At 59.6% G+C, this 25,792-nt stretch carries 22 protein-coding genes; 9 read left to right on the top strand and 13 right to left on the bottom strand.

What is annotated here, in order from left to right; all coding sequences use genetic code 11:
• The first annotated feature begins 66 nt into the window (after positions 1 to 66).
• Positions 67 to 543, top strand: a complete 477-nt coding sequence (locus NP603_RS10610) for a copper resistance protein NlpE (protein ID WP_256610856.1) — start codon at positions 67 to 69, stop codon at positions 541 to 543.
• A gap of 48 nt (positions 544 to 591) precedes the next feature.
• On the opposite strand, the gene NP603_RS10605 is transcribed toward NP603_RS10610, so the two are convergent.
• The 6 genes from NP603_RS10605 to NP603_RS10580 form a co-directional block, all read right to left on the bottom strand.
• On the bottom strand, positions 592 to 1,479 hold the full coding sequence (locus tag NP603_RS10605; RefSeq protein WP_256610855.1) for a GGDEF domain-containing protein: 888 nt from the start codon (positions 1,477 to 1,479) through the stop codon (positions 592 to 594).
• Positions 1,480 to 1,632: 153 nt separating this feature from the next.
• Positions 1,633 to 2,181 (bottom strand): putative Fe-S cluster assembly protein SufT, encoded by a 549-nt coding sequence (gene sufT, locus NP603_RS10600; RefSeq protein ID WP_256610854.1) that lies wholly within the window; start codon positions 2,179 to 2,181, stop codon positions 1,633 to 1,635.
• 8 nt (positions 2,182 to 2,189) lie between these two features.
• Positions 2,190 to 2,918, bottom strand: a complete 729-nt coding sequence (locus tag NP603_RS10595; protein ID WP_256610853.1) for an SDR family NAD(P)-dependent oxidoreductase — start codon at positions 2,916 to 2,918, stop codon at positions 2,190 to 2,192.
• Entirely contained in the window at positions 2,909 to 3,580 is a 672-nt protein-coding gene (locus NP603_RS10590; protein WP_256610852.1) for an HAD family hydrolase, read from the bottom strand. Before NP603_RS10590 ends, NP603_RS10595 begins: the two co-directional genes overlap by 10 nt.
• Before the next feature lie 2 nt (positions 3,581 to 3,582).
• Positions 3,583 to 4,290, bottom strand: coding sequence for a bifunctional 2-polyprenyl-6-hydroxyphenol methylase/3-demethylubiquinol 3-O-methyltransferase UbiG (gene ubiG, locus NP603_RS10585; RefSeq protein WP_256610851.1), 708 nt, complete (start codon positions 4,288 to 4,290; stop codon positions 3,583 to 3,585).
• Between the two features lie 113 nt (positions 4,291 to 4,403).
• A complete protein-coding gene (locus NP603_RS10580) occupies positions 4,404 to 5,714 on the bottom strand; it encodes a TRZ/ATZ family hydrolase (RefSeq protein WP_256610850.1) in 1,311 nt (436 codons plus the stop codon).
• A 118-nt stretch (positions 5,715 to 5,832) separates the two neighbouring features.
• Here NP603_RS10580 and NP603_RS10575 point away from each other — a divergent pair, with 118 nt between their 5' ends.
• From NP603_RS10575 to cysZ, 5 genes are read left to right on the top strand one after another with little or no spacing between them, the layout of a single operon-like run.
• The gene (locus NP603_RS10575) at positions 5,833 to 6,942 is read left to right on the top strand and encodes an HD-GYP domain-containing protein (RefSeq protein WP_256610849.1); all 1,110 of its coding nucleotides are present in this window, start codon (positions 5,833 to 5,835) and stop codon (positions 6,940 to 6,942) included.
• Between the two features lie 27 nt (positions 6,943 to 6,969).
• The gene (locus NP603_RS10570) at positions 6,970 to 11,256 is read left to right on the top strand and encodes a PAS domain S-box protein (protein WP_256610848.1); all 4,287 of its coding nucleotides are present in this window, start codon (positions 6,970 to 6,972) and stop codon (positions 11,254 to 11,256) included.
• Between the two features lie 17 nt (positions 11,257 to 11,273).
• A complete protein-coding gene (locus NP603_RS10565; RefSeq protein WP_256610847.1) occupies positions 11,274 to 12,938 on the top strand; it encodes a bacteriohemerythrin in 1,665 nt (554 codons plus the stop codon).
• Positions 12,935 to 13,972 carry an S-methyl-5-thioribose-1-phosphate isomerase gene (gene mtnA / locus NP603_RS10560; protein ID WP_256610846.1) on the top strand — a complete coding sequence of 346 codons (1,038 nt, stop codon included), beginning with the start codon at positions 12,935 to 12,937 and terminating at the stop codon, positions 13,970 to 13,972. Before NP603_RS10565 ends, mtnA begins: the two co-directional genes overlap by 4 nt.
• Positions 13,966 to 14,715, top strand: coding sequence for a sulfate transporter CysZ (gene cysZ / locus NP603_RS10555; RefSeq protein WP_140914349.1), 750 nt, complete (start codon positions 13,966 to 13,968; stop codon positions 14,713 to 14,715). Before mtnA ends, cysZ begins: the two co-directional genes overlap by 7 nt.
• A gap of 188 nt (positions 14,716 to 14,903) precedes the next feature.
• On the opposite strand, the gene NP603_RS10550 is transcribed toward cysZ, so the two are convergent.
• Positions 14,904 to 17,348 carry a TonB-dependent receptor gene (locus tag NP603_RS10550; protein WP_256610845.1) on the bottom strand — a complete coding sequence of 815 codons (2,445 nt, stop codon included), beginning with the start codon at positions 17,346 to 17,348 and terminating at the stop codon, positions 14,904 to 14,906.
• Between the two features lie 329 nt (positions 17,349 to 17,677).
• On the opposite strand from NP603_RS10550, the gene NP603_RS10545 reads away from it, so the two are divergent.
• Positions 17,678 to 17,887, top strand: a complete 210-nt coding sequence (locus tag NP603_RS10545; protein ID WP_256610843.1) for a DUF1289 domain-containing protein — start codon at positions 17,678 to 17,680, stop codon at positions 17,885 to 17,887.
• Positions 17,888 to 17,919: 32 nt separating this feature from the next.
• Here the strand turns inward: NP603_RS10545 and NP603_RS10540 are convergent, their stop codons facing one another.
• The 3 genes from NP603_RS10540 to nhaD are packed head-to-tail and all read right to left on the bottom strand — an operon-like array spanning position 17,920 to position 21,647.
• Complete coding sequence (locus NP603_RS10540) at positions 17,920 to 18,618, bottom strand: response regulator (protein ID WP_256610842.1); 699 nt, start codon at positions 18,616 to 18,618, stop codon at positions 17,920 to 17,922.
• Complete coding sequence (locus tag NP603_RS10535; protein WP_256610841.1) at positions 18,615 to 20,171, bottom strand: DUF4118 domain-containing protein; 1,557 nt, start codon at positions 20,169 to 20,171, stop codon at positions 18,615 to 18,617. Before NP603_RS10535 ends, NP603_RS10540 begins: the two co-directional genes overlap by 4 nt.
• A 30-nt stretch (positions 20,172 to 20,201) precedes the next feature.
• Entirely contained in the window at positions 20,202 to 21,647 is a 1,446-nt protein-coding gene (gene nhaD / locus NP603_RS10530) for a sodium:proton antiporter NhaD (RefSeq protein ID WP_256610933.1), read from the bottom strand.
• 260 nt (positions 21,648 to 21,907) lie between these two features.
• Here nhaD and NP603_RS10525 point away from each other — a divergent pair, with 260 nt between their 5' ends.
• Positions 21,908 to 23,323 (top strand): Nramp family divalent metal transporter, encoded by a 1,416-nt coding sequence (locus NP603_RS10525; RefSeq protein WP_256610839.1) that lies wholly within the window; start codon positions 21,908 to 21,910, stop codon positions 23,321 to 23,323.
• A gap of 12 nt (positions 23,324 to 23,335) precedes the next feature.
• Here the strand turns inward: NP603_RS10525 and NP603_RS10520 are convergent, their stop codons facing one another.
• Genes NP603_RS10520 through NP603_RS10510 form a run of 3 tightly spaced genes read right to left on the bottom strand, consistent with a single transcriptional unit; the run spans position 23,336 to position 24,662 of the window.
• A complete protein-coding gene (locus tag NP603_RS10520) occupies positions 23,336 to 23,500 on the bottom strand; it encodes a TonB-dependent receptor (RefSeq protein ID WP_256610838.1) in 165 nt (54 codons plus the stop codon).
• Positions 23,461 to 24,045 carry a TonB-dependent siderophore receptor gene (locus NP603_RS10515; RefSeq protein WP_256610837.1) on the bottom strand — a complete coding sequence of 195 codons (585 nt, stop codon included), beginning with the start codon at positions 24,043 to 24,045 and terminating at the stop codon, positions 23,461 to 23,463. Before NP603_RS10515 ends, NP603_RS10520 begins: the two co-directional genes overlap by 40 nt.
• Positions 24,042 to 24,662: an STN domain-containing protein gene (locus NP603_RS10510; RefSeq protein WP_256610836.1), complete on the bottom strand. Its 621-nt coding sequence runs from the start codon at positions 24,660 to 24,662 to the stop codon at positions 24,042 to 24,044. The genes NP603_RS10515 and NP603_RS10510 overlap by 4 nt, the downstream gene beginning before the upstream one ends.
• Positions 24,663 to 24,917: 255 nt before the next feature.
• Between NP603_RS10510 and NP603_RS10505 the strand changes: the two genes are divergently transcribed.
• On the top strand, positions 24,918 to 25,775 hold the full coding sequence (locus NP603_RS10505; RefSeq protein WP_256610835.1) for a ribonuclease T2 family protein: 858 nt from the start codon (positions 24,918 to 24,920) through the stop codon (positions 25,773 to 25,775).
• The last annotated feature ends 17 nt before the right edge of the window (positions 25,776 to 25,792 follow it).

The following is a 25,792-nucleotide window of genomic DNA, read 5'->3' as shown; positions in this document are numbered from 1 at the left end:
ATCACTCCGACCCGCCAGAATATTGATCGCCGATAACAACACCAGCCATTGTATCGAGGAGTCCACATGCAAAAATTCAAACCGCAACTGAGTCTATTATTGTTGGCCGCAACCTTCGCGGTGCAACAGCCGGCGTGGGCGGAACCGGAAGCCGCCGGCCACGATCCGGCCCACGCCCACCACACCGCCAAAGAGCATCACTGGCTGGGCGTCTATAACGGCTTTCTGCCCTGCGCCGATTGCGCCGGCATCAAAACCCAATTGGGCTTGAACAAAAACGGCAGTTATATATTAATGACAACGTTCTCCGGCAGATCGGAGCGCGAGTTCGTCGAGAAAGGCAAATTTACCTGGGACGAGAAAAAAAATACGGTGACCTTGATGCCGAAGAAGGAAGGCGCGGTCGGCAACCAGTATTTGATCGGCAACAATATGCTGATGCAGTTGGACAGCGCCGGCATCCTCTACACCGGTAAACTAGCCGAACGTTACGTACTGCGCCGCAACGAGATTACCGAAAAAGAACCGGCGCACGCCCACTAACCGGTGAAAACCGATGCGGCCGATATTGGCCGCATCGGCAAATTCTCGTTAGGAATCGGCCTCGACCCGGTTTCGACCTTGTCTTTTGGCACGATACATCGCCGCGTCGGCCCGTTTCAACAAGCTATCGACCGTATCGTCTCCCTTCAATGTGGCAACGCCCAGACTGGCGGTCAAATTCAACACGTCCATGCCGTAGGCCAAGGTATGCGATTCGATGTCGGCCCGAATCCGCTCGCCGATCACCATGGCACCATCGATGTCGGTATCGCTGAGCAGAATTACGAATTCCTCGCCGCCGTAGCGGTATACCGCATCGCTGCCGCGCACGCTGTCTTTAAGCCAAGCGGCCACCGAAGCCAAGGCCAAGTCGCCGCATTCGTGGCCGTATTGGTCGTTGATCGATTTGAAATGGTCGACGTCGACGAAGATCAACGACAAATGGCTGCCGCTACGGTGAGCGCGTTTGATCTCGCGCAGCAAACTGTCGTTGAACGCGGTGCGGTTATTGACCTTGGTCAGCGGATCGGTGAAGGCCATTTTCAAGGCTTGTTGAAACAGCGTGGCGTTGCGTAACGGATAAATCAAACAACACAACAGACTTTCCAGCATTTTCAGCTCGTCTTTGCTGAAACGTTGGCTACGGGTCAATTTCAATTCCCCAAGTTGTTGTTCTTCCACTTTCAACGCATAGGAACAGGAATGGCGGGCCAACACGCCACGTTTGTAATCCAAATCGAATTCCGGATTGGTGTAGACGACGCCGTTATGCGGGATGGTGTGCTGAATCTTGTTGCAAAAAATCGCAATCAGCTCGTCGAATTCCAGAGTGGTCTGCAACGCGCTACTGATATCGTAGTGGTGCAGATTAACGGCTGTCGACGCGGCAAAGGTTTTGTTGCTGACAACGGCTAATTCGGCGGCTTTCTCTTTCATGACGCTTCCTCGAATCTGGAATCAATGTTCGAGAGCGATCAAGCCAACACCGTGCCAATACTATTTATTTTTTTACAAACAAAAAGTTACAAAAAATACCTTGCCGCAAAAAAAGGGAAGCGGCAATTTTCCGCCGCTACGCAGAACTGCCGGTCAAAACAGGCCCAATTGAACCTGAGCCACTTCCGACATCATTTCCCGCGACCAAGGCGGGTCCAGAACCACCTCCACCTGCACCGAGCTGACGCCGGGCAAGGCGCGAATCGATTTCTCGACGTCGCTTTGTATCACCGGCCCCATGCCGCAACCCGGTGCGGTCAACGTCATCCGGATATGCACGTCGTTGCCGCCCTCGGCATTGCCCGTGATGTCGCAACCGTAAACCAGACCCAGATCGACGATATTGACTGGGATTTCCGGGTCATAGACGGTTTTCATCACTTCCCAGCAATTCTTTTCCACCGCCTGGCGGTCGGTTTCCGATACCAGGGTTTGCAAATGCTGCGGTTCCTTGCCCAGCGCATCGGCGTCGCTGCCGGCAATACGGACCATGTGACCGTAGTCGGTCACGACCGTGTAATTGCTGCCGAGAGATTGGTGAATCGTCACTTCCTGGCCCTTTTGCAAGGTACCGTGGTTGCCGTCCGGAATCGTGACGATGTTGACGTCCCGGGTTAGAAAAACAACTTCTCTGTCTGCCATAGCGATTCTTAAGGTTTGAAAGTCTGCGCGTCAATAATTTGACCGGTCACGCCGATGCTGGCGTCGCCGAATAGATAAAGATAAAGCGGTTCCAGGCTGGACATCGGCGGAATGGCGTTCTTGTCTTCCGCCGGATAGGCGCGTTTACGCAACGGCGAATCAACCGGTCCGGGACACAGGGTATTGACCCGAATCTTTTGCCCGGCTTCCAGCTCGGCAGCCAGGATCGCGGCGAAACCCTCCAGCGCGATTTTCGACACGCCGTAGGCGCCGGAATAGGCTTGTCCCTTGCGCGCGCCGGAATCGCCGGTGAAGACGATGGATGCATGCCCGCTGAGTTGCAACAACGGCAACAATACCCGGCACAGAATGAACGGCGCGTTCAGGTTGACGTTCAGTGCATGGCCCCAATCCTTGGTTTTGTAATTGACGATCGGACTGAATGCGCTGAATTCCACCGCCGAATGCAGCAAGCCTTGCAAACTGCCGTAACGCTGTTCGATCGCATCGGCCATTTCCTGGTACTGGGCCTCGCTGGCACCGGCCAGATCGAACGGGTACATCACGGGTTCCGGCCCACCGGCCTCGACGATCGCATCGTAGACCCGCTCCAGCTTCGGAATATTCTTGTCCAGCAGAATGATTTGAGCGCCGTGCTTCGCCAACGCTAAGGCTGCAGTCGCGCCCAAGCCGCCGCCGGCGCCGGTGATTAAAATGACTTGGTCTGTTAACGGCATATCTGCGCCTGTATCCATTCCATCAGTTGTTGCGGCCGCTCGATCAAGCCGTCTGCGCCCCAGGATTCGGGGACGTCGTCGGCTTTCAGATAACCGTAGACGGCGGCCAGGGTTTTCATATTCGCGCGCTTACCGGCGGTAATGTCGTGGGCGGCATCGCCCAGGTAAACGCAATTTTCCGGTGCGACTCCAGCCTCGCGGCAGGCGGCAAACATCGGCTCCGGGTCGGGCTTGCTGCTGGGGGTCGAATCGCCGCTGATCACGCAGGCGGCGCGTTGGCGCAGCCCCAGAGCTGCCAGTAACGGTTCGGTGAAACGGCGCTTTTTGTTGGTCACTACGCCCCATTTAAGTCCTTTCGATTCGATTGCCCGGAGACTGTCGGCCAAACCGTCGAACAGCCGACTGAAATCGGCGATGTTATCCTCGTACTGGTTCAACATGAATTCCAGCATCCGCGTGGCTTCCGCTTCATCTACTGCGGCACAGTGCCTGATCATGGCCAATGCGCCATGAGAAATCAGCGGCCGCACCCTCGCCGAGTCCGCTTCCGGAAAACCGTGCGCGGCCAACGTCCGGTTCAAACAGGCAATCAGATCCGGTGCGGTATCCACCAAAGTGCCGTCCAGATCGAACAGCACACAATCGAGCTTAAATCCAGTCATGTTCAATCGGCGCGTTTGAAAGCGGCGATGTAATTGACCGAAACGTCTTTGCCCAGATAAAACGCCTTGCTGAACGGGTTGTATTCGATGCCGACCATGCCCTGCAATTCGAGACCGGCAGCGCGCGCCATCCGCCCCAACTCCGACGGTTTGATGAAGGTTTTGTAGTCGTGAGTGCCTTTCGGCACCATTTTCAGCAAATGTTCCGCGGCAACGATCGCTAGCAACCAGGCTTTCGGCTCGCGGTTCAAGGTCGAAAAGAACACCATGCCGCCGGGTTTGACCAACGTCGCACAAGCAGCGACGACCGAGGCCGGGTCGGGTACGTGTTCCAGCATTTCCATACAGGTGACGTGATCGAAACCGGCCGGTTGTTCTTCGGCCAACTGCTCGGCGCTGATTTTGCGGTACGTCGCCGCAACACCCGACTCCAAACCGTGCAGATCGGCAACGTCCAGCAAATCCTGGCTCAAATCGATACCCAGAGCGTTGGCGCCCAGCCGGGCCAGACCTTCGGTCAAGATGCCGCCGCCGCAACCGACGTCGACCACCTGCTTGCCGTTGATATCGGCGTATTCGCCGACAAACTGCAAACGTAACGGATTAACCTGGTGCAATGTCTTGAATTCGCCTTCGCTATCCCACCACCGCTCGGCCAAAGAACCGAACTTGTGAATCTCGTGCGGATTTACGTTATCTGCTGTCGCCATAGTGCTAAACCTTATCTGTGTGCCTATAGTTTACTGTATTACTAGGTTATTAGTCATGAGCTTCGCGTGCCGACGGCAACGCATTGCCAACTCGATATCGGGAAGATACTAAATTAGCCGATTAGACGCCGTTGCCAGACCGCAACCCGCTCGCTGAGCGCGGCCAGATCCATCGTGGTCAATTGCCGGTTTTTCAACAGTTGCCGGCCGGCGACCCAAACGTCGCTGACTTGGCGGCGGTCGGCGGCGTAGACGATTTGCGCCAACGGATTGAACAAGGGCTGGGTTTCCAGTTCGCTCAAGTCGATCGCCGCGACGTCGGCCTGCTTGCCGATGGTGAGGGACCCGATTTCAGCATCCAGGCCCAGCGCTTTCGCGCCGTTCAGCGTCGCCATTTGTAATGCCGTGGCAGCCGAAACCGCCCCGGCGTCGCCCGCCACCGCCTTGGCCAGCAATGCCGCCGTACGCATTTCCGAGATCATGTCCAAATCGTTGTTGCTGGCGGCGCCGTCGGTGCCCAGTGCGACGTTGATCCCCGCCGCCAGGCATTCCGCAACCGGGCAGAAACCGCTGGCCAATTTCAGATTGGATTCCGGACAGTGCACGATATGGGCACCGGTTTCGGCATACGCCGCAATTTCGGCGGCTGACAGTTGCGTCATATGCACGCCGATGAACGACGGATTCAGCAAACCCAGTTGTTGCAGGCGTTGTATCGGCGTTTGCCCGGTCTTTTGTTTTTGTTCTTCGACCTCGTGCGCCGTTTCGTGCAGATGCATATGCACCGTCAAATTCATTTCGTCGGCATAGGTCAGCACGCTGCGCAACGGCGCATCGGACACGGTATACGGCGCATGCGGCGCAAACGACAGGCTGAGCAGGTTTTCGTGGCGCAGCTTCTCGTGCAAAGCCAGGCCCTTGGCCAGATAGGCGTCGGCGTTTTCGGCCCAAACGGTCGGAAAATCGAATACGATCAAGCCGATATTGGCGCGAATACCGTGTTGCACGGCCTGTTGCGCGGCGATTTCCGGAAAGAAATACATATCGTTAAAGCAAGTGGTGCCGCAGCGCAACATTTCCGCGATCGCCAGATCGACGCCGTCGCGGACGAAGGCCTCGCCGACCCATTTCTGTTCGGCCGGCCAGATGTGGTTCTGCAGCCAATCCATCAACTGCAAATCGTCGGCGATACCGCGCAACAGGGACATTGCCGCATGGGTATGGCAGTTGACCAAACCCGGAAGCAAGGCATGACGATCCAGAACCTCCAGCGTGCGCGGCCGGTATTTTGCCTTCGCCTCGGCAGCGGGCAATAAATCGATTATCCTGCCATCGTGGACTACCAGACTTGAATGGTCAAGGATTTGGCCCGCCGGTTCGACCGGAATTATCCAGCGTGCCTGAATCACAAGATCGACCTGCATTTTCTGCTCCAGGTTATAAATCGGCGATTATAACCGTTAAGCCGGCGTCCTCGCCCGTTCGGCAAAAAACCATATACAATTTACCACCATTGCCCGCGGCCGACTTATGCGACCAGCCATGACTCAATGCAACCCGACACCGCACCAGCCGGTTATCCTGATTGTCGACGACACTCCGGAAAATATCACCGTGCTGGGCGAATTACTGCAATCCCATTACACGGTCAAAGTCGCCACCGACGGTCGGCGTGCGCTCGCTTCGGCAGTAAAGGAGCCACGGCCCGACCTGATACTGCTCGATGTAATGATGCCGGGGCTGGACGGCTACGCGGTACTGGCCCGACTGCAAGATGACCCTGCGACCCGCGATATTCCGGTGATCTTCGTCACCGCGCTGGACGCCAGCGAAGACGAGAGCCGGGGCCTGGCGCTGGGCGCTGCGGATTACATCACCAAACCGATTCGGCCGCCGATTGTACTCGCCAGAGTCCGCGCCCAACTGGAACTGAAACACGCCAGAGACCGCCTGCGCGACCAAAACCAATGGCTGGAAGGCGAAGTTGCCCGCCGTCTGCAACAGAACCAGAAAATCCAGGACGTCAGCATCCGCGCGCTGGCCAGCCTGGCCGAAACCCGCGATAACGAGACCGGCAACCATATCCTACGCACCCAGGGCTACGTCGGCGTCCTCTGCGACGAACTGGCCGGCAGCCATTTTTCCGGCCTACTCGATGCGCACACCGTGCAATTGATTACCAAGGCCGCGCCGTTGCACGACATCGGCAAAGTCGGCATTCCCGACCACGTCCTGCTCAAACCCGGCAAGCTGAGCGACGACGAGTGGCGGCTGATGCGCACCCACGCCAAGTTAGGTGCGGACGCGATCAGCCGCGCCATTCGCGGCGAATCCGACCAATCCTCGTTCGACTTCTTGCATACCGCCATCGAGATCGCCCATTCCCACCACGAGAAATGGGACGGCAGCGGCTACCCGGACGGTCTGCGCGGCGATGCGATACCGTTACCGGCCAGGTTGATGGCGCTAGCCGACGTATTCGACGCTTTAGTCAACCGCCGCTGTTACAAAGCGCCGATGACAATCGATCAAGCCGCCACCATCATCGTCGACGGCAAGGGCACTCACTTCGACCCGAGAGTGGTCGAAGCATTCACCAATCGCCTCGGCCAATTCGCCACCATCGCCGAACGTTATGCCGACAACGATTGACGACCGACGTCGGCGCGCGGAAACCCCATGGCAGCACAGCGTGCTATAGGTCTAGCGAAGCTGGCGCTGATTGCCGCGCTGTACGCGGCCAGCGGCAGCTTATCGTTGTCTTATTTCACTTCAGCAGGCGAATCCAGCCTGTTTTTTATCCCCAGCGGTTTGGCGCTGGCCTGCGTACTGTTGCAGGGCGAGACTTGCCTTTGGGCGATTCTAGTAGGCGCCCTGTTGCTTAATATCTGGCAACACGGCTCGATTTTGCTCTCGGTTCCGATCGCGGCCGGCAGCAGCGCGGCCGCCTGGCTGGGCGCCCGGCTGGTCCGCGCCGATCCCGAATTCAGTCCGGAGCTACCGCGCTTGCGCGACTACCTTTCGTTGGTCGCGCTAGGCGGCGGCCTCGCCAGCCTGGTGTCGGCCCTGTGCGGTACGTTGGTATTATCGGCGGACGCCGGCAGTATCCGGGACATCCTCGCCCGCGGCGGACAATGGTGGATGGGCGACACGCTGGGTGTGGTGCTGATCGCACCGCTAATTCTGGCTTGGAGCCGTCCGCTGCCGCAACTAAGCAGGCGGCAAGCCGCGGAAGCGGCGTTTCTGCTGGCCGCCAACGCACTGGTGGGGCAAACGGTATTCCTGGATTTATTCGACGGCAATATCGGCGATTACGCGATAAGCCATTCGGCGTTTCTGTTCGTAACCTGGTCCGCGCTACGCGGCGGCCCGCGTCTGACTACGCTGGTCCTGGCCGTCCTCGCCGCCCAAGCCGCCACCAGTTTACACTTGCAACGCTGGGCGTTTTCCTTTCCCGACCACGGCGGCAATCCGTTGCTCGACTATTGGGCATTCATGGCCGCGCTGGCGCTGGTCGGCATGGCATTGAGCTGCTACGTCGGCGAACGCCGGCGCACATTGGCACGCTTCAGCGAAAAAGAACAATTATTGCGGACGCTGATCGATGCGATGCCGGACGTAGTTTGGCTGAAAGACCCCGACGGCACGTTTGTGCTGTGCAACCGAAGTTTCGAGCGCCTCTGCGGACTGCCGCGCGCACAAATCCTGGGCAAAACCGATTACCAACTGCTCGGCTACGAACTGGCCGACCACTTTCGCCGACAAGACCTGGATGCCGTCGCCGGCGGCGCGCCGGTGACGAGCGAACAATGGCTGGACCACGCCGACGGCAAGCGCCGAGCTCTTTACGAAACCGTGAAGACTCCGGTGGCTGGCGCCGGCGACCGCTTGATCGGCGTGCTCGGCGTCGCACGCGACATTACCCGTTTACGCAACGCCGAAACCGCCTTGGCCAACGAACGCGAGCGCCTGCAAGCCATTATCGACGGCACCCACGCCGGCACCTGGGAATGGAATCTGCAAACCGGTGCCGCCGTATTCAACGAACGCTGGGCCGAAATATTCGGCTACCGCCTGGAACAACTGGAGCCGTTCTCGACCCGCACCTGGGAGCAATTCGTACACCCGGACGATTTGCAACGCGCCAATGCCTTGCTGGAGCGGCATTTGGCCGGCGAGACCGAATACTACGAGTGCGATCTGCGCATGCGCCACAAACGCGGGCATTGGGTCTGGATTGCCGACCGCGGCCGGGTCACCCGCCGCGATGCCGACGGCAGGCCGTTGCTGATTAGCGGCACCCATATGGACATTACCGAGCGCCATCGGGCGGAAGAACGGCTGCGGCAAAGCGAGGAGCGTTTCCGCAGCTTGTTCGAGGAAACCAAGGAAGCTTCTCTGCTGATCGAAGACGGTTATTTCGTCGACGCCAACCGGGCGGCGTTGCAGATGTTGGGCATGCAGGATTTTACCGAAATCGCACCGCTGGCACCGGCGCAAATCTCGCCGGAATTTCAACCCGACGGCCAATCATCCAGCGTCAAAAGCCAGGAAATGATACGCATCGCCGAAGAATGCGGCGCCCATCAGTTCGAATGGGTACATTTGACCGCCCAAGGCCAACCTTTCGATGCCGAAGTGTTGCTGACCGTGATCCGGCAACAAGACAAGAACCTGTTGCACGTAGTCTGGCGCGACATCACCGAAAAAAAGCGCGCACAGCGGGAACTCGACAGTTACCGGAAACATTTGGAAGAGCTGGTGGTCGAGCGCACCCAAGCGTTGGATGCCGCCAACCGCCAGCTCAAGCGCAGCCAAGAATTGTACAGTTATGCGCTCGCAGCCAGTAACGACGGCATCTGGGACTGGAATATCGCCGACAATACCAGTTACTGCAGCCCGGCCTATTTCGCCATGCTCGGTTACCAATCCGGAGAATTGGCCGGCGATGTCTACAGTTGCTGGGTGAATTTGCTGCATCCGGACGAAACAGAGCAAATTCAGGCACAAGCCAGCCGGAAACTGGCCGAGCTCGGCTCTTACGAGCTGGAATTCAGGATGCGTACCCGCGACGGCGGCTATAAGTGGATCCTGAGCCGCGGCAAAGTCGTCGAGCGCGACAATAACGGCAAACCCGTCCGGGCCGTCGGCACCCACACCGACCTGACGGCCCGCAAACAACTGGAAATCGAATTACGCCAGGCCAAAGAGCAAGCGGAAGCAGCCAACCTGTCGAAAAGCGCGTTTTTGGCCAATATGAGCCACGAGATCCGCACGCCGATGAATGCGATTTTAGGGCTGTCCGCGTTATTGCAGCGGGAACTGGACAACCCGCAACAATTGGAAAAACTCGACAAAATCATGGCGTCCGGCAAACACCTGTTGGGTTTGATCGACGACATTCTGGATTTGTCCAAGATCGAGGCCAAACGCCTGGCGATCGAAGAGACGCCGCTCAACCTGGCCGCGATTCAGGACCGGGTATGCAGCATGGTCCACGAAAAGCTGTGCAGCAAGGGCTTGACGTTGGTCAAAGACCTGGCGCCCGATCTGGACAGGATGGCTTTGCTGGGCGACCCGTTGCGGATCGGCCAGATTTTGTTGAATTATCTGGGCAATGCGGTCAAATTTACCGATAGCGGCCGAATCGTGTTCGGCATCCGCATCGAGCGGCAGAGCGAACGCGAGGTGGCAGTGCGCTTTGCGGTGCAAGACAGCGGCATCGGCATCGATCCGGAGCAGCAACAGCGCATTTTCGACGCCTTCGAACAGGGCCAAAGCTCCACCTCCCGCCGCTACGGCGGTACCGGCCTGGGGTTGGCGATCAGTCGGCATCTGGCGCAGATGATGGGCGGCGAAGTCGGCGTCGACAGCGAGCCGGGCCGAGGCAGTACTTTCTGGTTGAGGCTGACGTTGAAACGCGATCCGCACCCGCGACAGCCGCCGCTTCTCCCGGCCGCTGGCGATTACCGTCGCGATGCCCGGATACTGTTGGTGGAAGATAACGAGATCAACCAGGAAGTTGCCCGCCGTCTGCTGGAATCGGCCGGCCTGCGCACCGATGTCGCCAACCATGGCGGCGAGGCGCTGGAAATGGCCCAATCCAACCGCTACGATTTGATTTTCATGGACATACAAATGCCGGTCATGGACGGTCTGGAAGCTTGCCGCCGGCTCCGGCAACTACCCGCCTATGCCGGCATACCAATCCTGGCGATGACCGCCAACGCCTTCACCGAAGACCGCGCAAGCTGCCTGGCAGCGGGAATGGACGACTTCCTGTCGAAACCGGTCGATCCGGATTTATTGCTGGCCGCACTGGCGCGTTGGCTCCCCACCCAAATTGCGGCCGAGGCCGCTCCCGCCGCACCGTTGCCATCCAGCCCGCGCAGCGGCAATCGGCAACCGGCTGCCCACCTGTTGCGCCACTTCTGCACCCGGCATGCGGCCGATGCCGGCAAGATCGCCGCCGCACTCGGCGCCGGCGACCTGGCACAAGCCAAACTGCTGGCGCATTCACTGCGCGGGGTCGCGGCGAATCTGGGCCTGGAACCGATCCAGGCGCAAAGCGCCGCCATCGAAGCTGCCATCGGCAATCCGCCCGCCACCGGCGTCGACCTGGATGCCGCAGTCGGCGAATTGGCCCGGCTGCTGGCTGCCACGGCCGCCGAAATCGAAACAGGACATGCGCATTCGGCCCGGCCAGGCCCGCGGGAAGCGGACGCACGCGATATCGCCGAACTGGAAAACCTGCTGGCCGCCGACAACCTCGCTGCGACAGCCACTTGGCGCGGGCTGAAACCGGCTCTGGCGGCGCAGGTCGGCGAAGCGGCTGTTGCCGGTTTGTCCGAACAAATCGAAAATTACGACTTGCCGGCCGCGCTGGAAAGCCTGCGCCGGCTGTTAAACGCCTATCCCGGCTTGTCCGGCAACGGCAACCAAGCCACCGAGCCCTCCGCCACCTGAATCCGAACGGACCGCTTATGACCTTCATGACCTGGAGTGACAATTACCTGACCGGTATCGAAGCCATAGACCGGCAACATAAGACGCTGGTCGCCATGATCAACGACGCCGCGCCGGCACTGGCCGCCACGGCATTGGCCGTCGACGTGGCATTACCGCTGCTGGACGGCCTGCTGGATTACGTCTCGGCCCATTTTCAAACCGAGGAGCGCATCATGGTGCGTTCCGGCATCGACAGCCGCCATCTGCAACACCACCAAGCGGTACACGGCGAGTTCCACCGGCAAGTGCTGGCGTTACGCCGGCGGGTGGAATCCGGCGACGATCTCGACGGCACCGAAGTGCTCAGATTTCTATCCAACTGGCTGGCGTTCCACATCCTCGGCGAAGACCAGCGCATGGCCCGCGAACTGAAAGCCATCGGCGCCGGCATCACGGCCGGCGAAGCCTACGAACGCACCGAAGGCGGCAAAGCCGAAATCCTGCAAGGCGCCAACGACGTGCTGGTCAATGCCCTGGTCAACCTGTTCAGCCAAATGACTGAACAAAATCGGGCGCTGGCGGAAAAGAATGCCGTGTTGCAAGTTGCGCACCGGGAATTGGATACCTATCGCCGCACCCTGGAGCAGCAGGTGGAGACCCGCACCGCCGAACTGCGCCAGGCCAAGGAAGCCGCCGAAGCCGCGTCCCATGCCAAAAGCCGCTTTCTCGGCACGGTCAGCCACGAACTGCTGACGCCGTTGAACGCGATCCTCGGTTTCGCCCATTTGCTGGAGCAATCCGAGATTCCGCCCAAGGCCAAGGAACAGGCGAACCGGATCGGCGCCGCCGGCAAAAGGCTACAGGCTCTGCTCGGCGATGTGTTGCAGTTTTCCCGGCTGGAAGCCGGCGAAGTCAATATCGACTACGCACCGTTCCAGGCCGCGGCGCTGTTGGCGCGATTGCAGGAACGCCTGGCCAAGTCGGCTTACCAGAAAGGCTTGGCCTTGACCTGCGACAGCGATCCCGCCCTGCCCGCGCTGCTCGGCGACCAACAGCTGTTGGGCCTGGCGCTGGAAGCCTTGGTCAACAACGCGGTCAAATTTACCGAATCCGGCACGGTACAACTCCGGGTCCGGCTGCTCGACCGCAACAACAGCCGCCTGCTGTTGAGCTTCGAAGTCGAGGATACCGGCGGCGGCATTGCCCCGGAACGGCAAAACCAACTTTTCGGGGCATTCGAGCAACTCGACGCCACCACCAGCCGCCGCTTCGAAGGCATAGGCCTGGGGCTGGCGATCGCCGCGCGCCTGGCCAAGTTGCTGGGCGGCGAATTGACGCTGGATAGCACGCCCGGCGGCGGCAGCGTATTCCGAATCAGCCTGTGGCTGGCGGCGGTCGACGCACAGGCCGTCCCGGTCGGCTCCGGCCAAAGCTTGGACCGGGACGCTACCAGCGCCGCGCTGAACCAGCTTAAAATGGAGCTGAGCCAGAGCAACATCGTCGCCCGCAAACGTTTCGGCGAATTGCGGCCTTTTCTGAGTACGCTCGACGCCGCAGCGGCGCAAACCATGGCGCAGCAGATCGACAACTACGCTTTCGACGAGGCCTTGCTGACTTTGAACCGAATCACCGCCGCGCTCGGGCAAACCCTGCCCGCCGACGGCACGGCATCCGCTAACCCTGACAACCGAACTACATGAGCCAAACTTCGCAATTATCGGTCCAAGCCCTGCAATGGACCGGACACAGCCTGAACGTACTGGACCAGCGCGTCCTGCCGCAAACCATCGCTTACGACGAATACCGCGACGCCGCCGGCGTCGCCACAGCCATCGCCTCAATGCGGGTGCGCGGCGCGCCGGCCATCGGCATTGCCGCCGCCTACGGCGTGGTGTTGTCGGCCATGCGCCATTACCCGCAAGCCGATTGGCAAGCCGCGGTCGGCCGCGACATCGAGCAATTGGCCGCCTCGCGGCCGACCGCCGTCAATCTGTTCTGGGCGCTGGACCGGATGCGCGGCTTGATCGCGAATAATCCGGCCGATCCGGTCGCCGCGCTGACCGAGCTGGCACAAACCATCCACGCCGACGATTATGCTGCCAACCAAGCCATGGGCGAGCGCGGCGCGGACCTGATCGGTACGGCACAAGCGGTGTTGACCCATTGCAATGCCGGCGCGTTGGCGACCGGCGGTTACGGCACCGCCTTGGGCGTGATCCGCAGCCTGCACCGCCGCGGCGGCTTGCAACAAGTCTACGCCGGCGAAACCCGGCCCTGGTTGCAAGGCGCGCGGCTGACGGTGTGGGAATTGGCGCAGGACGGCATCCCCGCCACGCTGATCGCCGATTCGGCGGCGGCCTGGCTGATGAAATCCGGCAAGATAGACTGGATCGTGGTGGGCGCCGACCGCATCGCCGCCAACGGCGACGTCGCCAACAAGATAGGCACCTATTCGCTGGCGGTGCTGGCCAAGCAACACGGCGTCAAAGTCATGGTCGCCGCGCCCTCTTCCACTTTCGATTTCAACCTGGAAAACGGCGCCGGCATCGAAATCGAACAACGCGATCCGCGGGAATTGCTGGCCGATTGCTATTTGCACGAAGGCTCATTGGTCAGCGCCTGGAACCCGGTGTTCGACGTCACGCCGGCCGACTTGATCGACGCGATCGTCACCGAACGCGGCGCCGTCGTCGACCCCGGCAAACACGGCGTCAGGAGTTTGCAACCATGTTGAAGTTGAATTTCAAAAGCGGCAATAGTCCGCTGTTTGCGGTGCAATGCCTCTGGGAAGGCGTGCGCATGCTGATCCGCCCGGAGTTGCGCAATTACCTGCTGATTCCGTTGTTCATCAATATGGTGCTGTACACCGGCGGTTTCGTGCTGGGTTACCACATGGTGTCGGCCTTGATCCACCAGTTCATCCCGGACTGGTTGTCCTGGCTGAACTGGATTCTGTGGCCGCTGTTTTTCGTCAGCTTTCTGGTGGTCGGATTTTTCAGTTTTGCGTTGCTGGCCAACCTGATCGCCGCGCCGTATTACAGCCGGCTGTCCGCCAAGACCCTGGCGCTGATCAGCGGCCAGCCGCTGCCGGCGGCGGAATTGGCCTGGGACAAGGTGTTTTTCGGCGAACTGCACCGGATCGGTTATCTGCTATTGCGGGTGCTGCCGTTATTGCTGTTGTTCGCGGTACCGGTCGTGAACTTGTTGGCGCCGCTGTTATGGGCCGGGTTCGCCGCCTGGGGCATGGCCTTGGAATTCATGGCCTACCCGTTGGAACAGCGCGGCCTGGCGTTTGCCGGGCAAAAACAGTTTTTACAGCAGGTACGCTGGGGCGCGCTGAGTTTCGGCGGCCTGACCAGCCTGGGCTTGACGCTGCCGCTGCTGAATCTGGTCATCGGCCAAGCCGCCGTGATCGGCGCGACGATTTACATCTACCGGCTTTCGGCCCCAGATACCGAGTCCGCCGCCGCATCCTGAGCCCCGCGCAATACCGTTGCGTCGACTTTGCGCTAGGGATCGCCGAGACGAAGCGAACCCGGGTGACAAGGACGCATGAAGCATTCGCCGTCCATAGCAACAGGCCCCCGGCGCTCCCTGCCGGGGTGACGCACGGCTATTAACCAACGGCATAATCCCCGCCAGCCCAGCCGGAGGCCGCCGCTCCATCAATACTTGATCGTGACGCCGACGAAAGCCGAGCGGCCCATACCCGGCACGTTTCGGCCCCAAGGTACCGTGACGTTGGGGGCGGCGGTCGGGTTCATGCCGTAGCGGTCGCCGAGATAGGAGCCGGCCAACGGATGGAAATATTGCTTATCTAGCACGTTGTCCAAGCCGACGTCCAGCCTGACATTGCCCCATTCGTAGCCGGTTCTGGCGTTAAGCAGAATGTAGGACGGCGTCTGAACTTCGTTACGGATTTGCTGGACATGGGATTTGCCGTCGACGAACTGCATTTCCAGCGCGCTCTGCCAACGGCTCAAGCGGTGGTCCAGACTCAATTTCATATTGAACGGCATCATGTGGTACAGGTTGCCGCCGTCCATCCGCTCGCCGCGGACGTAACTCATCGTGGTATGGGCCGCAAATTCGCCGAGCGTTTGGTCTTTATACAAGCGGGTGCGGCCCGACACGTCCATACCCCATAGCCGCGCATCGTGGTTAGCGTATTGTAAATAGACGTACTGATTGTCCACCGTCAAGTTATTGATGGTAGGCCCGCCCGTGTACGACGTTGCCGCGGTGCGGCAACCGTTGGCGTCGCGAGCCGGATTGGTATTGACCAGACAGCGATCCGCATCGATGAAGTTATTGACGTAAGTGAAATACGGCGTGACGTTGACTTCCCACAAATTGTTTTGCGGCTCGTGAAATGCTGCGGTCAAACTGACGGTATGGGCGGTTTCCTCGGTCAAATCCATATTGCCGACATAACCATTGCCATCGCCGAACCAGCCTATCATCGCCATATCCATTTTCCGCGCGCCCCAGACGTAACGCTCGTATAAATTCGGGGTGCGGTTCTTGCGGGCATAACCCAATTCGTACTGGCTGATGTCGTTGGGCGTGAACTGCACCAGAGCCGTCACGTCGAAAGTGTCGTTGGTCCGCCCTTTATCGCGAGCGTTGAAGGCGTTGGCCGCCGTCAAGGCTAATTTCGCGCCTGCCGGATCGGGATTGTTCGCCAAATTGCCATTGGTGCCCAGCAGATTCGGGTTGTAGGGGCTGACGTTACCGGTATCGGTGCTGGTGTGTTCGTAGCGCAAACCCAGCAAGCTTTTCCATTGTTGGTTCCAGCGCGCTTCCCATTCGCCGAAAAAGGCAACCCGCTCCTTCTCCGCATTGTTCAAATTGATGTAATTCTGCGGCGCCATCATCCAGTATGCGGGATTCGGCGTGGGGTTGGCCGGTCCGGGATCGTTATGCACCGCCGGCCAGTAATCGTTCAGCTTGTTGGCGTGGTATTCGTTGCCGATTCTGAAGGTATCGCGCTTGCCGTAGGGGATTTCCGCCAAAATCTTGTAGCCCAGGTTGCGGCCGCGGGTTTCCATCGGCATCCTGTCGTTCGGAAAAGCAAAGCCGCCGCCCGACACCGTACCGTCGAGATAGCGGTTGTGCTTGTCGTCGCCGATGTCCATGCTGTGCTGGGTCGACTCGAAGTAGAACTTACTTTCCAGCGTGCCCCAATCGAAACTGCCCTTGTGCATGATGTTGCCGAAGATACTGTCGTTGTTGGTCAGGTCCATGCGCTGGTTCGGAAACAACTGGTAGGGCATGTGCTGCTGGCCGCCTCTGACCACGACCAGATGGTTGTCGGATTTGAACGACAACGCCGCGGAGTGGTTTTGGTTGACGTAAGCCGTGGAGTTGACGATCTGGCCGTTGCCGTCGTTGTAATTCATGCTTTCGGTATGCGAACCGGTGTAGTCCAGCCGGACGTTCTGAGTAGCGACGCCGGCCGCGATACTGCCGCCGAAGGCGTCGCCGTTGCTGCGGTAAAACGACGACACCGAACCGTCCAGCAAAATATCCTTGCCCGGCTCGGCAAACACCGGTTCCGGCGTTTGTACCGAAATGGTGCCGCCGATGCTGTCGCCGCCCAGGCTCACCGGCGTCACCCCGGTCAGAATCGTGATCTTGCCGATATTGCTGCGGTCGATATACGACAGCGGCGGATTCATGTGGTTGGCGCAAGCCGAAGTCAAGGTCATGCCGTTGATGTCGATTTTGACCCTATCGTCGTTCAGGCCGTGGATCACCGGTAAACTGGACACGCCGCCGGCCCCATACAAACTGACGCCGGGCGTATCCTCCAATAACTTGGCGGTATCGCTGACCGCGGCGCGCTTGCTTTCCAGAATATCGGCTTCCATTTCCGATGCCCCCAGGTTCTTAACGCTGGGGAACTTGTCGGTGACGATCACTTTTTCCAACACCACTTCGGTTTCGGTTCCGGCCGGTTCCGGCACGGTCTCCGCCGCTAACGCCGAAGCCACGAAACAGAGCGATACCGTGCCGAGCCAGTTATCGCAACGCAACCGGTTGCAGGAGGACGTTGCCGCGGGTTGGTTCGGAAGATGCGACGGTAGATTTGAATTGAAATTGTTCATTGCTTGCCTTTCGAAAGTCTGAAATCTGGGCGAACGCCAGGGTTCGGCCAGAACTGAGTTAAGCAACAAGCGCACCAAATTGTAAGGCTTTGTAATATTATAAATTTCTAATTTTATGTTTTATGAATTCTCTGAAACTATGTTATATGCCACATGCAAAATAGGCGATATGCCGCAATCCGCGCCGCCGCTTTTCGCGGTATCTCCGCCTTGTCCATACAATCGCGCCGGCCGCAAAGCAATCCGTCGCGACGCCGACTTTGCCGGAAACGGCGGCGCAGACTTACAATAGCGTGCCTTCAATCACCTAACTTTTCGGAAAACACGATATGAAATACAGCCCTTGCGTCGACCAATGCACCACTGACGGTACTCATTGCTCAGGCTGCGGCCGCTCGCACCAGGAAATCGCCGAAACCAAGCAATTGGTCAAAACGGTGGTCGACTTCATCCAGAAACAGGGTTACGACAACCCGGAAGAATTTGTCGACCGCATCGGCAAAAGCATTCTGAAAAAGCTGCAAAAAGCCAACGGCTGAGCGGGTTGTAAGCCCAACAAGCGCAGCGAGTTTCAGCTGCCGTCGGCGGCCAGCCGGTAGCCGACGCCGACTTCGGTCAACAAATAGCGCGGCCGGGCCGGATTCACCTCCAGCTTGTGCCGCAATTGGCCCATGTAGATGCGCAGATAGTGCTGGTCGTGAATATGCTCGGCGCCCCAAACTTCGCCGAGCAATTGCCGATGGGTCACGACCAGGCCGGCATGACGCACCAGGATGCCGAGCAGGCGAAACTCGATCGGCGTAATCCGCACTTCGTTACCGGCGATGAACACTTTTCGCCGCGCCAAATCGATTTTTAATTGCCCGGTTTCGAAAGTCTCGCTAGCCGCGATACTGCGCGCCACCCGGCGCAACAAGGCCTGCAAACGGGCATGCAATTCGCCGCTGCCGAACGGTTTGGTCAGATAATCGTCGGCGCCGGCGTCCAGCGCCATGATCTTGTTCTGCTCCTGGCTACGGGCCGACAACACCAGCACCGGCAGATCGGACAGTTGCCGCAAGCGCCGGGCCACGGCGATCCCATCCATGTCCGGCAAGCCCAAGTCCAGGATCACGCAATCGGGCTGCTCGCTTTTCAGCAGCGCCAGCCCGGACTTGGCGCAATCGGCTTCGGCGATGCGCCAGCCGCGGTTGGCCAAGCTGGTTTTCAAAAAGCGCCGGGTCTGGCTGTCGTCTTCTATCAGTAAAATCAACGGTGCCGCATCGTTCATCCGCCACTCTCTACGGTCTCGCCCCAATCCAGCGCCGGCGGCTCGCGCAACGGCAAATCGATAATGAACGCCGCGCCCTTACCGGCCACATTCGTCGCCCGAATCCGGCCGCCATGGGCGGCAATGATGGTACGGCACAATGCCAGTCCCAAGCCGACGCCACCGTGTTCGGTCTCGCCGCTCAGCCGGTAGAATTTGTCGAAGATTTTCTGCTGCATGCCGTCCGGAATCCCGGCGCCGTAATCGGTAACGGTCAATTGCAAACCGTCTGCCGCCAGTTCCGCGCCGATATCGATCGGGCTGCCCGGCGGCGTGTATTTGATCGCATTCTCGATCAGATTGGCCAGCACTTGCTCGAACAAGACGGCATCGACCCACAACAACGGCAGGCGGTCCGGAATTTGGGTACGCACCGGCCGCTCCCGCAACGCTTTATCGAGCCGGGTCAACGCGCTGCCGACGATTTCCTCCAGCGCGTTCCATTCGCAATGCAGCGTAATTTCGCCGCTGCTGAGCCGGGCCATGTCCAGAATCTTGCTGGTCAATTCGGCCATCCGTTGCGCTTCGTCGAATACCGCCCGGTAAAACTCCTGGCGCTCGGCCGCCGATAAGCGGTCGGCATTGTCGATCAATGCGCCGGCCGCACCGCTGATCCGGGTCAACGGCGTGCGCAAGTCGTGGGAGATAGCGCTGAGCAAGGCGTTTCGTAACGCTTCGGCCTGCACCTGCAGGCCGGCTTCGCGGGCGCGTTCGGCCAGATACAAGCGCTCCAGCGCCTGGCCGACCAGATTGCGGAAGGTTTCGAACAAAGCCAGTGCCTCCGGATGCGCCAAGCGCGACGAAGGCTCCGCTCTGACCAACAACACGCCGAATACGGTCTGCGATCCGGCCAACGGATAATAGGCTGCACCTTGGCTGTGGCGAGTCGAGTTCGCCGCGAACGCCTGCCGGGCCGCTTCGGCATCGAAACCCGGCCCAACTTCGGCAATCGCCACCGGCAGGCGCCGGTTCTCGTCGGCCGGCACGATGACCGCTTCGGCGCCGAATTCGTCCCGTATCCGCTCGGCAGCCAACGCCGCAATCGCCTCGCGGCTCTGCGCATCGGACAAGGCCCGGCTTAAGCGGTACAAGGCGTTGGCCCGGTTTTCCCGTTGCCGGGCAATTTCGGCTTGACTGCGAGCCCGATCCAATAAATTGCTGGTCAGACTGGCAACGACGATCATGATGGCCAAACCGACGATGTTTTCCAGATCGGAAATCGCAAACGAGAAAATCGGCGGCGCGAAATAATAGGCGAACACCGGCGGGCTCAGCAGCGAGGCGGTCAGCGACGCGCCGCGGCCGTAGCGGCTGGCGACCAGGAATACGCCGAGCATATAGCTCATCAGAATGCTGGCCGGCTCCAATATGCTCCGCAACGGCCAAGCCGCCAACGTGCAGATGAACGGCGCGGCGATACCGCAAACGTAGCCGATGAAACGCTCGCGCCGGGTCCTGGCCGGCAGGCGCGCTTCCGGTCCAGCATGACTCTGCCACCGCCTGCTACCTAACATCGCCCTCACCCTTCCCGCCGGACATCCGCGTCAAAAGGAATGGGCGTTGACCAGAAAATGCACGCCGATACTGGCGAAATAACCGAGCAGGATCACCGGACACCATTTCATGTGGTTGCTGAAGGTATATTGTCCCTTGGCCTGGCCCAACAAGCCAATCCCCGGTGCCGAACCGATGGCCAACAAGCTGCCGCCGACGCCCAGGGTCAAAGTCAACAGCAGCCATTGGCCTTGGGTAATGTCGGGGTGCATGGTCAGAATCGCGAACATCAGCGTGCCGTTATCGACGAAGGCCGAGCACAGGCCGATCGCGATGTTGGCTAAGGTCGGGCTGAGTTGGCCGTAAAGCAGGTGCGAGACGGCGTCGAGATAACCGATGTAACCCAGGCCGCCGATGCCCATCATCGCGCCGTAGAAGAACAGCAGCGTGTCCCATTCCAGCCGGCCGACTTTGTCGAAAATATCGAAACGCGTCGATTGGGTGGCAGCGGTCCGGTAATCGCCGCCGCCGAAAAACAGCGAGAACTCCGACTGGCTCAACGGTTGCGCCTTTTCGGTTTGGTGCAGGTAATAGTAAAAAAACTGCAACAACGACAACCCCGCCATCATGCCGGCCGCGGCCGGCAAATGCAGTTCCATATCGAACACCACGGCCAACGCAATCGTCACGCCGAACAGAAACAGCAGGCGCTTCGCCCCGCGCGGCAGCGCGACATCCGCCATTTCGATGCTGGGAACCTCCCGCGGCAGCGCAAAATGCATCGCTAGCGCCGGGACCAGGAAATTCACCAGGCAGGGTAAAAACAACTTGAAGAATTCGGTGAAACCGAGGATGCCGTGCTGCCAGACGAACAAGGTCGAAATCCCGCCCAAAGGACTGAACGAACCGCCGGCATTGGTTGCGATTACGATATTGATACACGCTAAGGACACGAAGCGCGGATTGCTCTTGCCGACCGCGACCGCCACAGCCCCCATCAGCAGGCCGGCCGTCAGGCCGTTGACGACACAAGACAGGAAGAACACCAAAAACCCGGTAATCCAGAATAATTGCCGGTAACTCAAATGCTTGGTAACCAGCCAGACCTTCAACGTGTCGAACAGGCGCATGTCTTCCATCGCGTTCAGATAGGTCATCGATACCATGATGAACAACAATAGCTCGATGTAAGTCTGCAAATTGCTACGAAACGCGGCGACCGCCAGCTCGTCGCGGCCCTGTTCCCGGTAGGCCAGTACGATGACGAACCAGATCAACGCCGCCGCCAACAGCATGGGTTTGGATTTGCGCAGTTCGGTCACTTCTTCCAGCATCGCCGCGATATACGCCGCCACCATGACCAAAAGCGAAATGTAACCTGCCCAATGGCCGGTCAAATCCAAAGGTTTTAGGCTTTCCGCCGCCGAGCCGGCATCCGCGGCAGCCAGTGACGGCAGCGCCAGGGCTGCCAGTCCCAGCAGGCCCGATATCATCATCTGCACAAATTTCTCCTTACGCTGATTCGCAAGCGCTCCGAATCGACGGAACGCTCCACCAAGCTCGGCGCCATCGCCTTAATGTTTCCGCCGGCCGGCCGCCGCAACGACCGGGCCGCGAGCACTTTCACGACCCGGAATTCTAAGCAGCCGGACGTAAAAAAGGCGTAAAGAGCGGCCAGCACAGTTGCCGAGGATTTGCCAAATCCCGGCAAATTTGCGGAAATGGGCGGTTTTAGCCCGAACCGATCGTTAGCCCGATGAAAAATAAAGCCCTCGCCGACCTGCCCCGCCACAACGTCCCCAACTTCCCCGGCTGGTGGGCCGCATTGGGACCCGGCGTGGTGTGGATGGCGCTGGCCCAGGGCAGCGGCGAACTGATCTGGTGGCCGTATATGGTCGCCAAGTACGGTTTGACCTTTCTCTGGTTATTGGCGCCGGCCTGTTTGCTGCAATACCCGTTGAATCTGGAAATCGGCCGCTACACATTACTGACCGGGGAAAGCATTTTTCACGGCTTCATCCGCTTGAACCGCAGCTTCGGCGTGTTTTTATGGCTGCTGATGACGGTATCGTTTCTGTGGTTCGGCGCGTTCGCCTCGGCCGGCGGCACGGCGATGGCCGAATTGACCCATTGGCCGGAGGGCTGGAGCCAGCGCGGCCAAAGCCTGTTCTGGGGCTACACCTCGATTGCGGTGTTCGTGACGGCGATTCTGGCCAGCGGCGTGGTCTATACCTTGATCGAGCGTTTCATGAAGCTGGTCGCCGTCGTCACCGTGATCGGCCTGCTGTCGGCCTGTTTGCAAACCGACGTGCTGAAGGCGCTGCCGGCGTTCAGCCAAGGCCTGTTCGGGCCGGTCGGCGACATGCCCCGGCCCTGGGATAACCATGACGCCAGCAAACTGCTGACCGCCATCACCTTCGCCGGCCTCGGCGGCTTCTGGATCTTGTTTTACTCGTACTGGTTGCGCGACAAAGGCGCCGGCATGGCCGGCCTGGTCGGCCGCATCACCGGTCTGGGCGGCGCCGAGGAAGCGGTGCTCAGCGACGGCTTTCTGCCGGAAGATGCCGCACCAAGCGCGCAAAATTGGCAATCCTGGCGCCGATTCTTGAGCGCGGACATCCTGGTCGGCATCGTCGGCAATTTATTGACCACGTTAATGACCTGCCTGCTGGCCTATGCGCTGCTGTTTCCGAAAGGCTTGCTGCCGCAGGAATACGAACTGGCGGTCGTGCAAAGCCAGTTCTTTGCCGTGAGTTGGGGCGAAGTCGGCCGGCTGCTGTTTTTGGTGGTGGCCGCGGCGTTTCTGACCGATACCTGGCTGGCCACCGCCGACGCGGTCAGCCGAATCCAGGCCGATATCGTGTTGACGCTGTTTCCGCAGGCGCAACGCTGGCCGGCCCGGCGCTGGTATTACCTGTTTCTGGCGCTGCTGACCGTAATCACCTCGTTCACGATGCAGCTCGATGCGCCGGGACCGTTGATCCTGACCAGCGCCGTGATCGGCTTCGCCGGCACCATTATGTTTCCGGCGGCCTTATATTTATTGAATTACCGGTTATTGCCGCCCCATTTGCCGGAATGGGCCAAGCCCAAGGGCCGGCCCTGGCTGCTGGCATTGAGCTTTGCCGTGTATCTGCTGCTGGCGCTACTGTACCTGCGCGCTAGCTTGTAACGGCCAACCGCTTTAAAACTCGTATTTCAACGAGCCCAATACATTGATCGGCGCGCCGGGAATCACGCCGAGATTGCTGCCGGCCGAGTTGGCGTAGTATTCCTTGTCCAGCAGGTTGTTGATGTTCAATTGCGCGGTCAACCACTGCTGGCCGATTTTCTGGGTGTAAGCCGCCATCGCATCCAAGAGGTGCTTTCCAGAGTTTGGCGGTGGAAGCCGTCCTTCAGGCTCCGGCTGAGCGGAATCGGCGCCGGCCGGCCGCTGATCGCCGGGATACCGTCATCGGCATTGAATTGGTCGTGTTTGTATTCCAGATCGACGTTGGTTTCGAAGCGGGCGTTCGGCCGCCAGCTCAAGCTGGGGGTGACGAAAAAGCGCTGGTTGCCGACGAAATCGCGAAACGATTGCTGGTCGGTATACGACCCGTTCAGCCGGTACAACAAGGTCTTGCCGGCATCGAGCGGTCCGGTGGCGTCGAGCAAGGTGCGGTATTGGTCGAAGGAACCGAACTGCTGCTGCAACGAGTAATACGCGGTAGCCAGCGGCTTTTTGGTCACGTAATTGACCAAACCGCCCGGCTCGATCCGGCCGTACAACATCGCCGCCGGCCCCTTCACAATCTCGATTTGTTCGATGTTGGCGATATCGTAAATGTCCTGGCGGTTGAACAAACCGTTGCGGTAAGCATCGCCGAAATCGGAGCCGGCCAAGCCGCGGATCACGAAATGTCGTACAGGTAACCGCCGCCGGTACGGCCCAACACGCCGCTGACGTGGCCGTTGACCGCGTCCGGCAAGGTCATGGTCTGTTTGTCGGCCAACACCGCTTTCGGCACAATTTGGATCGAGATCGGCGTTTCCATCACCGGGGTATCGGTTTTGGTGGCCGTGGTCGCCTTGGGCCGGTTGTAATCCGGATTGTCCGGCGCATTCCAGGCATATACCGGCTTACCGACCACCGTCATCGCCGGCATCAGCTCCGGGCTGGTTTTGTTGTGCAGCTCCGGCGGCTTGGGCTGAATCGTCACGGTACCGTCGCCGGTGGTTTGCGCCCGCAACGGCGAATCGGCCAACAGCCTATTCAGCGCTTCGGCGTCGGTATACTCGCCCTGCACCGCCCGGCTGCGCAGCTGCTCGGCGATGTCGGTGCCGTAGATCAAAGGCTGCCGGCTCTGCTTGCCGAACTGCAACAGCGCCTGGTTCAGCGCTTGGGCCGGAATGTCGTAATAATGCTTGGCGCCGACGTTTTCCGCCTGCGCCGCCGGGGCCAGTGCCAGGGCCGTCGACGCGACTAGCGAACGGCAGATAACAATCGAACGGCGATGCGTTGCGTGGGACATGAACACTCCTGATTTCGTCTCGGTTACGGGGCAGCACTGCGGCTGCTAACGGTAAAGACGGAATCGGCGGAAGAATCCACATTAGCGCGGCGTTAATGACTCGGCCAATTATTGCTGTGAGAGGGAAACCAGCCCAAGCCTCGGGCGGGAAAAAGTCTTCATATCGTCACGGCGCGTGCGGCATAATCCTTCTAGCGCGCGCCGTGGCGGGCCGCGCTACCGACTTACTCCATAATAACGATGAGGAGCGCGCCCATGTCCAGATCGAACCTGCTTGCCGTGATTTACCTGACGCTTTGCGCCGCCGTAGCCCATGCCGATTGCGTGGACCCCAAAGACACTTACGATGCCTACAACGAGGTCGCCGACGCCGCGCAAGACCGGCCGTCGGAATTTTACGTGTTGTCGTACTCCTGGGCGCCGCGCTATTGCGCCGAGAAAGGCGACAAACGCCGTCCCGGCCAAAAAGATTATCTACAATGCGGCAGTAACGCACGTTTCGGTTACATCCTGCACGGGCTGTGGCCGCAAGGCACCCTGGCCAAACCCAACGACTACCCGCGGGCCTGCGCCGGCGACCAGCCTAAAATCGACCGCGCGTTGATGGCGAAATATTTCTGCATGACGCCCAGCGCCTGGCTGTTGCAACACGAATACGAAAACCACGGCACCTGCATGATCGACCGGAATCTGCGTACTCCCGAGGCCTATTTCGATAAAGCGCTGGCACTGCACAGCGCACTGCGCCTGCCGAACCAACAGTTCACCAACGAAGCCAAGGGCAAAGCCTGGTTCGTGCAAAACAATCCGCAACTGCCCGAAGACAGCGTCTACTTCGACAACAACACCAAGGAATGGCGGGTCTGCTACGACCGCGATTTCGCGCCGTTCGCCTGCCCCCGCCCCGGCCATAACGGCGACGATTCGGACGACGACAACGGCAATGCCGACGCCTGCCCGGTCAAAGGCAATATCTCCGGCAAGAACCGCAAATACTACTTCGTGCCAAGCCACCCGAGCTATGCCGGCGTAGTCATCGACGTCAGCAGAGGCGAACGTTGTTTCGACACGGTCAAGCAGGCAATGGCGGCGGGCTGGAAAAAAGCGCCTTGATTTTTTAGGGATTTGCA

Origin of the sequence: Methylomonas aurea (genome assembly GCF_024505045.1) — a bacterium.
Taxonomy (GTDB): domain Bacteria; phylum Pseudomonadota; class Gammaproteobacteria; order Methylococcales; family Methylomonadaceae; genus Methylomonas; species Methylomonas aurea.
The sequence above is the reverse complement of the archived record's forward strand: the minus strand, read 5'-3'. Positions and strand labels throughout refer to the sequence as shown.

Bases quoted from the DNA above. Each gene is read 5' to 3' on its own strand.
- NP603_RS10610 (WP_256610856.1), top strand. From the start codon at position 67: ATGCAAAAATTCAAACCGCAACTGAGTCTATTATTGTTGGCCGCAACC.
- NP603_RS10605 (WP_256610855.1), bottom strand. From the start codon at position 1,479: ATGAAAGAGAAAGCCGCCGAATTAGCCGTTGTCAGCAACAAAACCTTT.
- sufT (WP_256610854.1), bottom strand. From the start codon at position 2,181: ATGGCAGACAGAGAAGTTGTTTTTCTAACCCGGGACGTCAACATCGTC.
- NP603_RS10595 (WP_256610853.1), bottom strand. From the start codon at position 2,918: ATGCCGTTAACAGACCAAGTCATTTTAATCACCGGCGCCGGCGGCGGC.
- NP603_RS10590 (WP_256610852.1), bottom strand. From the start codon at position 3,580: ATGACTGGATTTAAGCTCGATTGTGTGCTGTTCGATCTGGACGGCACT.
- ubiG (WP_256610851.1), bottom strand. From the start codon at position 4,290: ATGGCGACAGCAGATAACGTAAATCCGCACGAGATTCACAAGTTCGGT.
- NP603_RS10580 (WP_256610850.1), bottom strand. From the start codon at position 5,714: ATGCAGGTCGATCTTGTGATTCAGGCACGCTGGATAATTCCGGTCGAA.
- NP603_RS10575 (WP_256610849.1), top strand. From the start codon at position 5,833: ATGACTCAATGCAACCCGACACCGCACCAGCCGGTTATCCTGATTGTC.
- NP603_RS10570 (WP_256610848.1), top strand. From the start codon at position 6,970: ATGGCAGCACAGCGTGCTATAGGTCTAGCGAAGCTGGCGCTGATTGCC.
- NP603_RS10565 (WP_256610847.1), top strand. From the start codon at position 11,274: ATGACCTTCATGACCTGGAGTGACAATTACCTGACCGGTATCGAAGCC.
- mtnA (WP_256610846.1), top strand. From the start codon at position 12,935: ATGAGCCAAACTTCGCAATTATCGGTCCAAGCCCTGCAATGGACCGGA.
- cysZ (WP_140914349.1), top strand. From the start codon at position 13,966: ATGTTGAAGTTGAATTTCAAAAGCGGCAATAGTCCGCTGTTTGCGGTG.
- NP603_RS10550 (WP_256610845.1), bottom strand. From the start codon at position 17,348: ATGAACAATTTCAATTCAAATCTACCGTCGCATCTTCCGAACCAACCC.
- NP603_RS10545 (WP_256610843.1), top strand. From the start codon at position 17,678: ATGAAATACAGCCCTTGCGTCGACCAATGCACCACTGACGGTACTCAT.
- NP603_RS10540 (WP_256610842.1), bottom strand. From the start codon at position 18,618: ATGAACGATGCGGCACCGTTGATTTTACTGATAGAAGACGACAGCCAG.
- NP603_RS10535 (WP_256610841.1), bottom strand. From the start codon at position 20,171: ATGTTAGGTAGCAGGCGGTGGCAGAGTCATGCTGGACCGGAAGCGCGC.
- nhaD (WP_256610933.1), bottom strand. From the start codon at position 21,647: ATGATGATATCGGGCCTGCTGGGACTGGCAGCCCTGGCGCTGCCGTCA.
- NP603_RS10525 (WP_256610839.1), top strand. From the start codon at position 21,908: ATGAAAAATAAAGCCCTCGCCGACCTGCCCCGCCACAACGTCCCCAAC.
- NP603_RS10520 (WP_256610838.1), bottom strand. From the start codon at position 23,500: ATGGCGGCTTACACCCAGAAAATCGGCCAGCAGTGGTTGACCGCGCAA.
- NP603_RS10510 (WP_256610836.1), bottom strand. From the start codon at position 24,662: ATGTCCCACGCAACGCATCGCCGTTCGATTGTTATCTGCCGTTCGCTA.
- NP603_RS10505 (WP_256610835.1), top strand. From the start codon at position 24,918: ATGTCCAGATCGAACCTGCTTGCCGTGATTTACCTGACGCTTTGCGCC.